12 protein-coding genes and 2 tRNA genes are annotated in these 14,770 nt (G+C 37.6%); 8 read left to right on the forward strand and 6 right to left on the reverse strand.

Translation table 11 applies throughout. From position 1 onward, the window contains the following. Positions 1–46: 46 nt before the first annotated feature. Together AC2INI_RS14075 and AC2INI_RS14080 are read left to right on the forward strand one after the other, a co-directional pair. Positions 47–1,933 carry a methyl-accepting chemotaxis protein gene (locus tag AC2INI_RS14075; protein WP_486306142.1) on the forward strand — a complete coding sequence of 629 codons (1,887 nt, stop codon included), beginning with the start codon at positions 47–49 and terminating at the stop codon, positions 1,931–1,933. Between the two features lie 159 nt (positions 1,934–2,092). After that, complete coding sequence (locus AC2INI_RS14080; RefSeq protein ID WP_486306143.1) at positions 2,093–3,511, forward strand: MltF family protein; 1,419 nt, start codon at positions 2,093–2,095, stop codon at positions 3,509–3,511. Positions 3,512–3,573: 62 nt separating this feature from the next. Here the strand turns inward: AC2INI_RS14080 and AC2INI_RS14085 are convergent, their stop codons facing one another. From AC2INI_RS14085 to nrdD, 4 genes are all read right to left on the reverse strand, one after another. Beyond that, entirely contained in the window at positions 3,574–4,227 is a 654-nt protein-coding gene (locus AC2INI_RS14085; protein WP_122032061.1) for an ATP-dependent zinc protease family protein, read from the reverse strand. A gap of 67 nt (positions 4,228–4,294) precedes the next feature. Further along, positions 4,295–5,482, reverse strand: coding sequence for an amino acid aminotransferase (locus AC2INI_RS14090; RefSeq protein ID WP_486306144.1), 1,188 nt, complete (start codon positions 5,480–5,482; stop codon positions 4,295–4,297). A gap of 90 nt (positions 5,483–5,572) precedes the next feature. Next, the gene (gene nrdG, locus AC2INI_RS14095; RefSeq protein ID WP_122032063.1) at positions 5,573–6,043 is read right to left on the reverse strand and encodes an anaerobic ribonucleoside-triphosphate reductase-activating protein; all 471 of its coding nucleotides are present in this window, start codon (positions 6,041–6,043) and stop codon (positions 5,573–5,575) included. After that, positions 6,043–8,163 (reverse strand): anaerobic ribonucleoside-triphosphate reductase, encoded by a 2,121-nt coding sequence (gene nrdD / locus AC2INI_RS14100; protein ID WP_486306145.1) that lies wholly within the window; start codon positions 8,161–8,163, stop codon positions 6,043–6,045. Before nrdD ends, nrdG begins: the two co-directional genes overlap by 1 nt. Positions 8,164–8,361: 198 nt before the next feature. Here nrdD and AC2INI_RS14105 point away from each other — a divergent pair, with 198 nt between their 5' ends. Further along, positions 8,362–9,288: an endonuclease/exonuclease/phosphatase family protein gene (locus AC2INI_RS14105; protein ID WP_486306146.1), complete on the forward strand. Its 927-nt coding sequence runs from the start codon at positions 8,362–8,364 to the stop codon at positions 9,286–9,288. A gap of 89 nt (positions 9,289–9,377) precedes the next feature. Here AC2INI_RS14105 and AC2INI_RS14110 read toward each other — a convergent pair whose 3' ends face one another. Then, positions 9,378–10,565: a tetratricopeptide repeat protein gene (locus tag AC2INI_RS14110; protein ID WP_486306147.1), complete on the reverse strand. Its 1,188-nt coding sequence runs from the start codon at positions 10,563–10,565 to the stop codon at positions 9,378–9,380. Positions 10,566–10,956: 391 nt separating this feature from the next. Here AC2INI_RS14110 and AC2INI_RS14115 point away from each other — a divergent pair, with 391 nt between their 5' ends. The 5 genes from AC2INI_RS14115 to AC2INI_RS14135 all read left to right on the forward strand — a co-directional run bounded on the left by AC2INI_RS14115 (position 10,957) and on the right by AC2INI_RS14135 (position 14,352). Further along, positions 10,957–11,901, forward strand: a complete 945-nt coding sequence (locus AC2INI_RS14115) for a TerC/Alx family metal homeostasis membrane protein (protein ID WP_122032067.1) — start codon at positions 10,957–10,959, stop codon at positions 11,899–11,901. 161 nt (positions 11,902–12,062) lie between these two features. Then, complete coding sequence (locus AC2INI_RS14120) at positions 12,063–12,560, forward strand: ATP-dependent zinc protease family protein (protein WP_122032068.1); 498 nt, start codon at positions 12,063–12,065, stop codon at positions 12,558–12,560. Between the two features lie 82 nt (positions 12,561–12,642). Next, positions 12,643–12,733: transfer RNA gene (locus AC2INI_RS14125), tRNA-Ser, on the forward strand. Between the two features lie 38 nt (positions 12,734–12,771). Further along, a tRNA-Asp gene (locus tag AC2INI_RS14130) sits at positions 12,772–12,848 on the forward strand. Between the two features lie 247 nt (positions 12,849–13,095). Further along, positions 13,096–14,352: a sensor domain-containing diguanylate cyclase gene (locus tag AC2INI_RS14135; RefSeq protein WP_486306148.1), complete on the forward strand. Its 1,257-nt coding sequence runs from the start codon at positions 13,096–13,098 to the stop codon at positions 14,350–14,352. On the opposite strand, the gene AC2INI_RS14140 is transcribed toward AC2INI_RS14135, so the two are convergent. Beyond that, positions 14,349–14,585 (reverse strand): DUF3389 domain-containing protein, encoded by a 237-nt coding sequence (locus AC2INI_RS14140; RefSeq protein WP_486306149.1) that lies wholly within the window; start codon positions 14,583–14,585, stop codon positions 14,349–14,351. The genes AC2INI_RS14135 and AC2INI_RS14140 overlap by 4 nt on opposite strands. Positions 14,586–14,770 lie beyond the last annotated feature (185 nt).

Here is a 14,770-nt window from a genome sequence, read left to right on the forward strand (position 1 = left end):
ATATTGCGCCAAATTCTTATGCGTAACTAATATCTGTGGTCTTAATATGCTGAAAAATATTTCAATCAAAAACAAACTCACATTAATGTTTGTGATTGTCATCCTAGTGATGGCATCAATTCAAACAGTAATGACTGGACGTCAACTACTTGATGAAACCTATCGCTCAGTGAATCAGTTTTCAGCAGCAATTACTAAAGTAAGTGTTTCAGGGCTTGATAAATGGATAAGCGGTCGTACTAATATTGTTGAAGCATCCACTAATGCTTTTTCTCATTCAGCTATCCCTATCAGTTATTTTAACCAAGCTCAAAGAGCTGGCCACTTTATAATTAACTACGCAGGTTTAGACACTGGCGAGTTTTTTCAGAGCAATGATGATAATCCTGTCCCTGCAGGATACGACCCGCGTCAACGCGGTTGGTATAAAGAAGCTTCTTCGACAACAAATACCATAGTTACCAGTCCTTATGTTGATGCCGGTAATGGCGATCTTGTTGTAACTATTGCGAAAGCATTTAGTACTAATGGTTATCGTGGTGTTATTGGTGCCGACGTTAGCATTCAATCTATTGTTGATGATATTTTAGCTATTAACCAAGATGGTGTTTCTGCATTCCTAATTGATGGCAACGGCAACTTTGTTGCCCATCCTGATAGAAACATGACCATGAAATCTATTTCTGCACTTGGTAATGATTTCTCATTAAGTCGAATCCAACAACTTGCAACGAACCACTCTCAAACCGAAGTTAATGTTTATGGTAGCGATGCTTTTTTAACTGCTGCAAAAGTACCTCAAACTGATTGGTATTTCATTGTTGTTGTTAATAAGCAGCAAGCCTTTGCCTCAGTTAGAAGCGTATTACGCGATTCTACAATAATGACATTACTTCAAATCGCTATCATTGCCATTCTTGCTATGTTCTTAATTAAGCACGCATTAGCCCCTTTAAATACATTAAGCAAAGCAATGGAAGATCTGGCAAATGGTAATGGCGACTTAACACAACGCATTGAAGTTAATTCTAAAGATGAAATAGGAATATTAGCCACTCACGTCAATGGTTTTGTTGAAAAACTTCAATCCATAGTGAAAGATATCGCAACCTCTTCGTCAGAGTTGGATTCACAGTCAAAAGTGAGTACAAAAGTAGCCCGTCAAACTAATGATGGTTTAACTATTCAATTAAATGAAATTTCACAAATCGCTACTGCTGTTCATGAAATGTCAGCGACAGCTCAAGAAGTTGCTAACAACGCGCAAATGACGGCAGATTCTGCGGTCAGTTCAACTGAGAATTGCGAGCAAGGTAAATTAGTTATCATGCGTAATCAGGAATCAATTACTAACCTTGCTAACCAAGTAGACAACGCATCAGGTATTATCCAAGAGCTAGATAAAAACGCACAAGATATTAATACCATTCTTTCGACAATTCGCGATATTGCTGAGCAAACCAACCTACTTGCACTTAATGCCGCAATTGAAGCAGCACGAGCAGGTGAACAAGGTCGTGGTTTTGCTGTCGTTGCTGATGAGGTTCGTGTTTTATCCCAACGAACTCACAGTTCAACGGATGAGATCCGTAATATGATCGAAACACTGCAGCGCAATACTGAAAATGCTGTTCAAAGTATGGATGAAAGCAAAAGCTTCGCTCAATCTAGTGTAGATGATGCTAATAATGCAACTCACGCATTAGAAGAAATTGCGATTTCTATTACCCAAATTTCAGATATGGCGATTCAAATCTCAAGTGCTGCCGCAGAGCAAAGAACGGTTACTGATGAGGTTAGTAAGAATATCCAATCAGCTAACGATGTGTCCGATCAAATGTCACATCAAGCTGATAATTCACAAAAATTATCAGAAGAGCTGCGTAGCATTGCTAAGCAACTAAATAATCAAGTTCATTTATTTAAATACTGATATCTAAGTAAATAACCAACAAAGCCAGTGCATGATTCCTAATATGCGCTGGTTTTTTGTTTCATAAATAGAAACCTTACTCCATTAATATAAAAACACTTGATTTCACTTCTTTTTAACACTAATTTGTTATTATGTTGTTAAAAAGGATATTTCGACATGAATCTGTTACGTAGTTTTATTGTATTATTGCTATTAATTCCAAGCTTAGCTTTCTCCCTTGAATTATCACCTCTGGCTCAGGTTCCATATACTGGTGATCTTGATAGTTTAAAAAAGAAAGGAACTGTCAGAGTTCTTGTTTCAGCCGATCTTGGTTTCTACTACATTGAAAAAGGCCAGCCTAAAGGAATTATTGCTGAGTTTCTTCACCATTTTGAATTACATTTACGTAAAAATAAAATTCATGTCAATGTTCAAGTTATCCCAATTCCACGGGATGATCTTTTTGATGCGCTCGAAGCTGGCTTTGGGGATATTGCCGTCGCTAATTTAACCATTACACCACAGCGTTTAAAATATGTGGATTTTAGTGACCCTATCATCAGTAACAGCCAAGAGTGGCTTGTGACCTCAAAATCAGTCCCGACGATTACTTCTTTCGATGACCTATCAGGAAAAGAAGTCTGGGTTCGAGCAAGTTCGAGTTATTTTGAAAGTTTACAGGTTATTAATAAAACCTTATCAGAAAAAGGGCTTCCTCCTGTACATGTTCAATTTATCGAAGAGAATCTTCAAGATTACGAATTAATGGAGATGATAAATCAAGATATCCTTCCTATTACTGTTATTGATAGCCACAAATCACAATTGTGGACAAAAATAATGGACAATATCACGATCAATAAATCACTCCCAATCCGCACTGATGCAAATATTGGTTGGGCAATAAGAAAAGATAGCCCTCAATTAAAAGTAGCGGTTAATAAATACGTAAAGAAAATTAAACAAGGCTCTTTTCTAGGAAATGTTATTTATAATAAATACCTTGATAATACCAAGTGGCTTAAAAATGCACTTAATCCCAAAACAGTTAAACAATTTAACAGCCTAGCTCTTTTATTCGAGCAATATGCGGATCAATATCAATTCGATTGGTTAATGATTTCGGCTCAAGCTTATCAAGAATCACGATTTAACAATCGACTTGTTTCTCATATGGGTGCGGTAGGGATTATGCAGGTACTACCTAAAACAGCCAAGGAACCTTATATAAACATAAAGAATTTCAGACAGTTAGAAAATAACATTCATGCTGGTGTAAAATATATGGACTTTGTTCATAAACGCTACTTCTTAAAACCAGAAATAACCAAAGAAAATCAAATGTATTTTTCATTAGCAGCTTACAATGCGGGCCCTGCTAATGTCAGAAAAATGCGTAGAATGGCGGTAAAGCACGGCTATAATCCTAATGTCTGGTTTAATAATGTGGAGATCATGGCTAGAAAGTATGTAAGTAAGGAGCCTGTTCACTATGTGGCTAATATCAGCCGTTACTATGTTATCTATAAACAGATTGCATTACTGCAATCACTTAGAGAACATCAAAACGCCTCCAACTACAAACTGTTTTAACTAGCCAAAAAAACGCCCAAAGATTATCTTTGGGCGTTTTTAGTTCAAATAGTTTATTCAAGCTATTTAGCTAATTTCACTTTTGGTTGAACAAACTTTTTACTAACATCGACAACCGCAACATCACGGAAGAAAGTTCTACCCAGTAATACAGGGAAAGTCATATGTGTACGATCATTCAACGTGAACTCTGTCTGAGTTTTTAAATCACCAATTTGAACCCAAGCTTCAATCACTGGGCGATCTGTTCTCTCTTCAGTACTCGATTGTCGAATCGTTACAATACGAGAAACAGGCGATTCAAATTCCTTGGTCTCATTACCACTATGAGCCAGTTTAAACTTAACCCAATCTTTTCCATCACGCTCAAACATTTCAATATCAATTGCAGAGATTGACGATGTTGTTGCTCCTGTATCTACACGAGCCTTAGCATTATGATTAATGGCTTTGATGTACATCCACTCTTCTTCACCTAAAATCAATTTACCATCTGCGGTTTTTAAACTTGTAGCATCTGGCTTCTTAACTGGTGGCTTTGGATCTACTTGCGGCTTCTGTTCTGGTTTTACTTCTGGATTTTTTTCAGGAGTAGCTGGTTGCTCTACCGCTGGCTTATCTGCCGTCTCATCAGGTGTCGTTGTTGCTGTTGTAGACATACAACCAGCAAGCAAAATAGGTAAAAGTAACGTTGACCACTTTTTTGTTATCTTCATGCGTTTTCCTTTACTGTCTTATTTATAATCATCTATTTTAGTATAGTGAATATCTCAAAAATATCTGTTACTTATTTGCAACAGAGGCTACAGATTTTGCAATATAATCAATATGCTGCTTTTGCATACCCGCAATATTAATGCGTCCATCACCTACGGCATAAATACCATGTTCAGATTTTAAACTTGCCATCTGATTAGGGTTGAAACCAATAACAGAGAACATGCCTTTATGCTGTTCAATAACGTCAAAGTCTGTTGATTGTGTTTCATCACGTAATGCCGCACAAAGATCAGTACGCAAACTTAATAGTCGTTTTTGCATCTCATCTAACTCTGTACGCCATGATAACGTTAATGCTTCATCATTTAAGATCCGACCAACAATCGCAGCACCATGATCGGGTGGCATGGTATAAGTAGCACGTGCCATTTGTAGAAGTTTTGCTTTGGTATTCATAGCTATTTCGATATTGGCAGCAATAACCATCGCAGCGCCAGTACGCTCACGGTATAAACCAAAGTTTTTCGAACATGAGGTAGCAATAAACATTTGAGGAACGCGGTCAGCCATAAAACGCAGACCTGCGGCATCAGCTTCTAAGCCATCACCAAAACCTTGGTAGGCAATATCTACAAACGGAATAAAACCATTCTTTAGCGCTAATTCTGTAATGGTAATCCAATCTGAAAGACGAATATCCGCCCCCGTTGGATTATGACAGCAGCCGTGAAGCAAAATAATATCTTTAGGACCAGCTTTCGCAAGATCAGCCAGCATCGCTGCACTATCGACTTGTTTTGTTGCAGGATTAAAGTAATTGTAGTGCTTAACCTTTAAGCCAGCAGCTTCCATGATTGGTTGATGATTGATATAACTTGGGTTACTTATCCAAACCGTTGCATCAGGCTCTGTTGATTTAATCAGATCAGCCAGCATACGTAAGGCACCACTCGCCCCTGGGGTTTGAATGGCAGAAACACGTTCATAAGCAGAGGTGTCACGTAGCAGTAAATCAACCATACTTTGGTTAAACACTTCACAACCAGCAAGGCCAACATAGGCTTTTGTGGTTTGCTCTGCAGCGATAGCTTTTGCTGAATCGCTCACCGCTTTCATGATTGGAGTTTGACCTTGGTCATTACGATAAACACCAATGCCGAGATCGACTTTGTTGTCACGATCGTCAGCACGGTATTCAATAGAAAGAGAAAGAATGGGATCTTTAGCTGGAGTCGCTATATTTTGCAGCATATTTTCATATCCTTATGATCTGTAATGTATTTAAATTACCATTCAGATAGGAAAATATCACGGTTTATTGTTTAGTTTTTCACATTTTTCTTACAAAACATTAATTGTATGAATAATTTGATTGCTCGAACCACGCCATTCCAATGACGGATCGGCTTTATCTTGTTCAAAGCGACCATCAATGAGTGTATCAATCAGAGCCACTATCTCTTTTTGTGTCTCATTAAGCTCGTTTAATTCGTAACCCGTCCACATCCAAATGTCTTTATTTTCACATTCAGATTTAACGCGTTTGACTAACTTAAGGACCGATTCGCAGTTCATTGGATGCAGCGGGTCACCACCAGATAACGACAATCCTCGACGATAAATACGTGTATCGTTCAAGTCAGCAATGATCTTATCTTCTAACTGCTGACAAAAAAGATGCCCCGAATTTGGATTTAATGTGGCCTTGTTGTAGCACCCTTTACAGTTGTGCTCACAACCAGAAACAAACAGGGTACAACGCGTACCCGGTCCGTTAATCACATCAATCGAATGATAGACGTGATAATTCATTATAAATGCTTCACTCGGCGTTGAACTTCTTCTTGCTTACCAAAGTTAAATGGACGTGCATCTGGACTGCCTAAGTAACCACAAACACGACGTGTTACTGATACTTTGGTTGAGTCATGATTACCACATTTAGGGCACGTAAAGCCTTTGCTTGTACACTCAAACTCACCGGTGTAACCACACTCATAACACTCATCAATTGGTGTGTTTGTTCCATAATAAGGCACACGGCTGTAGCTGTAATCCCATACGTTTTCTAACGCTTCAATATTGCGTTGCATGTTAGGGAATTCCCCATAACAAATAAAGCCACCACTTGAAATCTCAGGGTAAGGCATTTCAAAATCAATTTTGTCGTATGGGTTTACTGTTTTTTGTACATCTAAATGGAAGCTATTGGTGTAGTAGCCTTTGTCTGTCACTTTATCAATCACACCGAATTGGGTGTTATCAAGCTTACAGAAGCGAGAACATAAGTTTTCACTTGGCGTTCCATAAAGACTAAAACCAAAACCCGTTTCTTTTGTCCAAATTTCTACTGCATCTTTTAGGTATTGAATGATTTCTAATGCTTTTGCTTGAAGCTCAGCATTGTCATATAAGTGATCATCACTGCCAAATAGTGCTTCAATCGTTTCATGTACACCAATGTAGCCGAGAGATACAGACGCGCGACCATTTTTGAAGATGTTGATAATGTCATCATCTGGTTTCAAACGAACACCACACGCACCTTCCATATAAAGGATAGGAGCAACGCGAGCTTTCACACCTTCTAAGCGAGAAATACGTGTTTCTAATGCACGACGACAAAGAAGTAGACGATCATCAAGCAATTTATAGAATTCGGTAACATCACCTCTTGCTTCAATCGCTACACGAGGAAGATTTAAGCTGATCACGCCAATGTTGTTACGACCATCATGGATTTGCTCACCATTTTCTTCATAAACGTCTAGGAAGCTGCGGCAACCCATTGGGGTTTTGAATGAACCTGTCACTTCAACTACTTTGTCGTAGTTAAGAATGTCTGGGTACATACGCTTTGATGCACACTCAAGCGCAAGCTCTTTAATATCGTAATGTGGATCTGATTTTTTATGATTCAAACCATCACGAATAGCGAAGACTAATTTAGGGAATACCGCTGTTTTACGGTTTTTACCTAAACCAGCAATACGGTTCGCTAAAATAGAACGTTGGATCAATTTAGATTCCCACGTTGTACCTAAGCCAAAACCAAAAGTAACAAAAGGGGTTTGTCCGTTCGCTGTATGCAGTGTATTTACTTCATATTCTAAAGATTGGAATGCGTCGTAACACTCTTTTTCTGTTTGTGCTTGAGCAAATGCTTCAGCATCTGCAATGTTCCATTTTTCAGCCAATTTCTTCGCTTTTTCATAACTCACAGTTACGTATGGCGCAAGAATTTCATCAATACGGTTGATAGTTGTGCCACCGTAAATATGGCTTGCTACTTGTGCAATAATTTGTGCAGTTACCGCTGTTGCTGTCGCAATCGATTTTGGCGTGTCGATTTCGGCATTACCCATTTTAAAGCCACCTGTTAACATGCCTTTTAAGTCGATCAGCATACAGTTGAACATTGGGAAGAACGGTGCGTAATCTAAATCATGGTAATGGATCTCTCCACGCTCATGTGCTTGTACAATATCACGAGGTAAAATATGACGTGTTGCATAGTGTTTTGCCACAATACCAGCAAGTAAATCACGCTGTGTTGGGATAACTTTACCGTCTTTATTCGCGTTCTCATTAAGCAGTTCAGCATTGCTTTGTTCAATCAGACCACTGATTTCTTTATTTAGTACACTGATTTTCTCACGAGCGATATCACGGTCATGACGATATTCAATATAAGCACGCGCTAATACTTTATGTGGTCCTTGCATTAATTCATTTTCAACCAAATCTTGGATCTGGCGAATACCGACTTCTTTCTTATCCTGTAGAGCCACTTCTACAGCATGGGCCACTAACTGTGCATAACTTTCAATCTCAGGTGTTACCTGCTCTGACGCGCCTTTAATTGCGTCAATAATACGAGAGTTCTTATAGGCTGCGCGGCTTCCGTCTCGTTTGATTACAGTGATATTCACAATGGCTCCAAATACTAAATAGTGGGTGCATTAGATCAACTAACACAAGATGTGGTGTATTAAGCTCGATCTACGAATAAAATACTTTGATCTAGATCAAGCTAGTTTTATGGGTGATTCTAGTTTCGCCACTGCTTTTAAATTGTTCTCAACTTTGCTGCAATGTATGAAAATGATACATTTTTTTGTGTGCTATCTATGGATTTTTTAATTAAACTGCTTGCGATTTCTGGAGGACTTATGAATCAACGAATTACTCACTTTTTTAGTTTTTGTATCCTTATTTTTAGCTCATTTACTAGTAACGCGATCACATTTTCGACCTGGAACATGGAATGGCTAACACTTAACCCTAATGAAAAATTTAAATCTTCGGAGAGATACCAACAAGACTTTGAACAATTAAGTTACTATTTTTCCCAGTCAAATAGTCAAATTTTGGCTTTTCAAGAAGTCGATTCTATAAAAGCAATCCAAAAAGTCGTTGGTAATGATTATCAAATTTTCATTTCCGATCGCTCTTCTAACTCTAAACAGCAATTTGATGGTATTAACCAGTACACCGGATTTGCAATTCATCGGTCAATTTCAGTCAATGACCCTAATGATTTTTCTCTTTTACCTAATAAGAAAAGCAGTAAATTACGCTATGCTACTTATGTTATCGCGAGCATAGATAACCAACCTCTTCACCTTCTATCTGTACACCTAAAAGCGGGATGTATGGGGCAAAAGAAAAATAACTATGCGTGTTCTACTTTAGAGCAACAAACCGAAGAATTAACAGACTGGATGAATGAACGAGAAGAGAACAACGACAAGTATTTAATTTTAGGGGACTTCAATAATACCCTTGCTCACCCAAGAAGTTGGTTATGGAAAAATATCGATAAACAAACGATAAAAACGCCAATGCTGTTAACCGAAAATACCAAAGGAAGCTGCACTGCAAAACAGTGGAAGCGAGGTTGGCCTAAATACACCACGTTTACTCGTTTAATTGACCATGGTATTTCTAATCTATCACCAGAAGCGATCACTGTAACCCAACAAGTTTTCGAGCAATCGGATGTGAAAAAATACCAACTGACGGATCACTGCCCTATTCTTTTTTCATATCAGTAAAACTGGCAATTAAAAAACCTAACCAAGAAACAAAAAAGGGACACTAATATTAAGCGTCCCTTTCATTACAGGTTATTAAGATAAATGGATTAAAATTTTGCTTTGCTATCCATTTTGGTTTGGCTAAAGTCCAAGCTCTCTTTTTTAGCCTCTTCTTTTACTGTTGATTGAGGCGACGTCTGGTCTTGTTGTTTTGAAGTCTCTTCTTGTTCCTTATCCTGATCTTCTTGTCGCTCACCTTTTGAGCCAGAGCCAATCACAAACTCATTGCTATCAGGAAAATAGCTCTCACGCTGATATAACTTATCCAATGACTTTATAATGATGTGTTTCTTTACTTTACCTCTGGCCATTTTTTCAAATAGAGGTTTTGCCATGCTCTGCAAGCCAATCACGGCATCAACACCGACAAGATGCCCAACATGATCACGTCGAGAAACCGCTGCTTCAATACCATTCTTTGCGGCTAACCATAACCAAATATAAGCAATAGAATTGCCTTTCTCATTAGTGTCTGCGCCCATTTCTCCCGCAAAATATTGCGCTTTAGCATCACCGGCTTCCGCTGCGACTTCTAACCAATACGTTGCTTTTTTAGGATCAACGGCTACACCTCGACCTTCAGCATACTGCTTACCAATGCGAATTTGAGCTTCAATATTATCAAGCATCGCTGCTCGTAAGTTCCACTCAGCAGCTAATTTAGCATTAGGCTGTGGGTTTGATTCTGCAACATACCAATCAGCAATAAAAAGTTGAGCTGGGATATGATCTAATTCAGCAGCTTCTGTAATTAGATTTATTCCTTTTTCAACATTAGCTTCAGTACCATTACCTTGCAAAAATGCAATACCTAAAGCGAGCTTCTCTTCAGCCCCTCCTTCTTGAGCAGCTACGACCTTACTCCAAAAAACCGATTTTTCTCGTAATTCTACATTTTCACGGCGACTATCGCACAGGCGGATCACTGAACGCATGGCTATACTATTATCCAGTTTTGCTGCCATTTCATACCAATGTAACGACTCTTCAAAATTGTTCATTTCAGCTTCTTTCGCTAAAAACAATTGAGTTGATATATGTCCTGTCTGTGCTTTATACACTCGCTCTTGGCGTTCTGTAGCCCGAGCCTCAGCCAATGCTCTACGATACGAACTTTCATCGCGTTCTTTCTGCTTCTGTTTCTGTTTCTGTTTATTATTCGCGAAAAATAAATTAATACACACTAACACGAGCAAAATAACTAGCCCAACGACAGCGATTTGAATCCAATCCATGCTACCCCATTATTCTAAATTTTTGATATCACCTATTATTATCGACATTAATGACCAAAACATGAAAAAAAATTTGTGATGCATCTTCAAAAAAAACACTTAAACAAACTACAATTTTATAAATTAACTTCATATAGCGTAATTTTTATTTGTATATTTTAAAAATGAGGATTACTATCCAGATCTTGGGGAGTAGTCACAAGGTTTAATACTTAATCTTGTTCAGATATCGTCATCCCGAAGCCTTGGCTTCCGGTATCTGTAAGTGGGCAAATGAATGCCAATCGCTTTGACAAGACCAAATACCATAACGTTAATTTTATTGTTTATGGTGGAAGGTTTACTCACTCATTTTAGCGGGACTCCTTTCACCTATTTGTAAGGAATTATTATGTCACCGTTAACTTGGGAACTTTTTGGTTTCGTTGTTCTCGCTCTATTCGCTCTAGATATGTTTCAAACAAGAAAAGAAGCACCTAGCTTAAAAAAAGCTTTAGTGTGGTCACTTTTCTGGTTCGTACTTGCTTTCATTTTCTGTGCAGCTCTTTATGTTTACTGGCCATTAATGGCACCAGAAAGCAGCTATTCAGCGAAAGACGCTAGTATCGCCTTCATTACAGGCTACTTACTTGAAAAAATGCTTAGCGTGGACAATCTATTCGTCTTTGCATTAATCTTTAGTCAATTTGCCGTACCTGAATCAAGCCGACCTCGAATCTTACTGTGGGGTATTATTGGTGCACTAGCGTTACGTGCAGTAATGATCTTTGTTGGTGCAGGGTTATTAGCTCAATACCATTGGATATTATACATTTTCGCCGTATTCTTAATCATCACGGGTGTTAAACTGTGGTTTGCGAATACCGAAGAGAACAGTGATTTCTCATCATCAAAATTAGTCATGTTTGCGAAAAAATACATTCCATTTGATGACAAGTACGACGGTCATAAATTACTTACAAAAATAAACGGAAAAACGATAGCAACGCCTTTACTGTTAGTTGTAATTGTTATTATGTTTACAGACATTATGTTTGCGCTAGATTCTATCCCTGCAATATTTGCTATCACTCAAGAACCTTTCTTAGTGTTTGCTGCAAATGTGTTTGCATTATTAGGTTTGCGCTCTTTGTATTTTGTTCTTCAAGGCATGTTAGATAAGTTCTGCTACTTACAACCTGCTTTAGCATTTATTCTAAGTTTCATCGGTATTAAGATGTTCTTGGTTGGTACTGCATATGAAGTACCTACTGTAATTTCACTATTAACCATCGTTGGTATTATTACATTGGCGATTATTGGTTCTATTATGAAAAATAGATCTCAAAACGCTTAACCCCCATAGTACAGCGGTAACCAATTACGGCTACCGCTGTTTATTTCATTTTTTGCATAAATCTGTCCTATTCTTTACATACCATTGAACTCAATTCAGATTTAAACGTCTATTATTTACCGATACTTTTCATTTCATCAAACTTACAATAAAAGGCATCCATGAAAAAACTAATCCTCTCTACATGCTTATTGTTACTTTCTACTTCCAGTTTTGCTGCAGAATCATGCTCTAATAAAACCATCGTAGGCCAAATTGAAACCATCCATATCAAAGAATTAGACTCTAATTACCAAGCTCGTATTGATACAGGGGCAGCGACCACTTCAATCCATGCAACTAATATTGAGATTCTTGGAAAAAAAGATGAAAGTGAAGATATGCGTGATCATTTAGGTGATACCGTAAAGTTCACAACTTACAATGAAAATAACGAAGCTTCTGAACATACAGGTCGTATTATTAAGGTAAGTAAAATTCGTAATGCTCAAGGCGTTGAACGCCGTTATGCCGTTAGAATGCATTTAGCATTTGATGGAAAAGATAAAAAAATAGCAGTAAATCTGCGTGATAGAAGTAAGTTAGATTACAAACTTTTAATCGGTCGTAACTGGTTAGAAGGTGATTATTTAGTCGATGTAGAGAAAAATGCAGAATAACGTTTATTTTTTAAACGGTTAACTTCTTTTTTTCAAAAAATGCTTTACATAAAAATCAAAGCTGACTATTATTCTCGGCATTGGAGGGATGGCTGAGTGGTCGAAAGCACCGGTCTTGAAAACCGGCAACCGTTAATAGCGGTTCTAGGGTTCAAATCCCTATCCCTCCACCACTTTTCAAAATTCAGATAGAGTCTGGGTTTTAAAAATTGGAGCGGTAGTTCAGTTGGTTAGAATACCGGCCTGTCACGCCGGGGGTCGCGGGTTCGAGTCCCGTCCGCTCCGCCAACATCAACGAAGGCATTGTCGAAAGACGATGCCTTTTTTGTATCTGTCAAATATGGAAATAACTACTTTTGAAAATTAAGATAGCGTCTGGGTTTTAAAAATTGAAGCGGAAATTCAATTAATAAGTCTTATTCTTTTTTCTGCGTTATTAATACTACAGCCATCACACTTTAATTTATCTTTTTGGGTTTCTTTAAACTTAACAAAGGTATAGCATGGATGTTTAGGTACATAAACAGAGTGCGCAATGAAACCAATACATATTGATTCGACCTATGGCGTAGTTGTTCACCGTGATTTTTTTCCGCTTTATGCAGATGAAAAATACGCTCAAATGTTTGGTTTCGATTCTACTGATGCTGTAATGAACCTTAATTCTTTGTTCGATATCATTGACCCAAAGTTTCATTGTGCAGCCCAACAAGCCTATAACGACGTTATGTCAGGCAAAGAACAGCCGAAAGTTCGCTCCTGTGTGAATCAAAATGTTCATGGCCAAATATTCTCAGTATTAACGGTTGACCATGTTATTAAATGGGAAGGTGAATCTGCGCTTCAAATTACGGTTATTGATATGTCAATGATCGACCATGCCAATCAACAAATTTTAGAGCAAGAACAAAAATATAAAGACCTCATTTGGAATTCATTACAAGGTATCCTTGTTCATAGAGACTTTAAACCATTGATGATCAATCCTTCTTTTGTTGAAATCATCAGAGCAAAATCTGTTGCTGAAGTAATGGCTCTAGATAACTTCATGCATATTATCCCAGAGCATAACCACAATAATGCTAAAAATCGTTATCAAGATCTGATTACTGGAAAAGTAAAATCTACGAATTCAATTGTTGAAAATATCGCATTTGATGGTGAGCTACGCTACTTTCACTTATTTGAGAGTGTGATCAATTGGGATGGTGAGCCCGCCGTTCAAAGTTCAATGATTGATGTAACAGAAAAACATAATTTAGAAAGACAAATTAAATACCAAGCATCACATGATGATTTAACCGGGCTTTTAAATCGCCGAGCTATTTCAGAAAAAATAGCTAAAAAAACACCGACTTCATCTTGCCCTTCAGAAACATGCCTATTGATTGATATTGATAACTTTAAGCTTATTAATGATCAATTTGGTCATTATGCCGGCGATGAAGTGATTAAACGCTTTTCTCAATTATGTAAAACGATCATTAGCAATTCAGGTTTAGTCGGACGCTGGGGCGGCGAGGAGTTTATTATATTTCTACCACACCAAGATAAAGAACAAGCCTACGCACTTGCAAAACGTATTCTTCTCGAATGTGAAAAAGAACGCTATGAATTTTCAGGAAATCAGCATACCGTTACCGTAAGCATTGGTATCAGTATCTGTTCACCTAAACATTGTAATATTGAAGCATTAATTCAAGACGCAGATAACAACATGTATAAAGCAAAACAACAAGGTAAAAACCAAATTGTTCTGCCTAGTCAAATACATACTGAAAACTGTTGTTAATAAAACTCGATAGCAACTCCAATTTCTTGAGCAAGAAGCTCTAGTTGCTCACTATTATCAAGCTTAATCGACCACTTCATACCACTTCCCACTGCACTTATTACATTAGCACCACCAATTAAAGTCAGTGCATCTATCTCTGCCTGCACTGTAATTCTAGATGTATTATTTAATCGAATAACCAATTCATGCTGATTTGCAATTATATCGCCTTCTGAAAAAGTGATTTTCATTCTTCTTTACTTCTATCTAACCAATTGAGTTCGAATTATATCAAGTTTTCTCTTCTTTATTTAATTTATGAACACATGAAACATAAGCATGATTGCGATAAATCACATTTGTTACATATTCATCACTACCTTTTCTTGACTAAAATATCCACACAAACTATTCTAGCGCACAACTGTACGCTTAA

Source organism: Aliivibrio friggae (assembly GCF_057368515.1).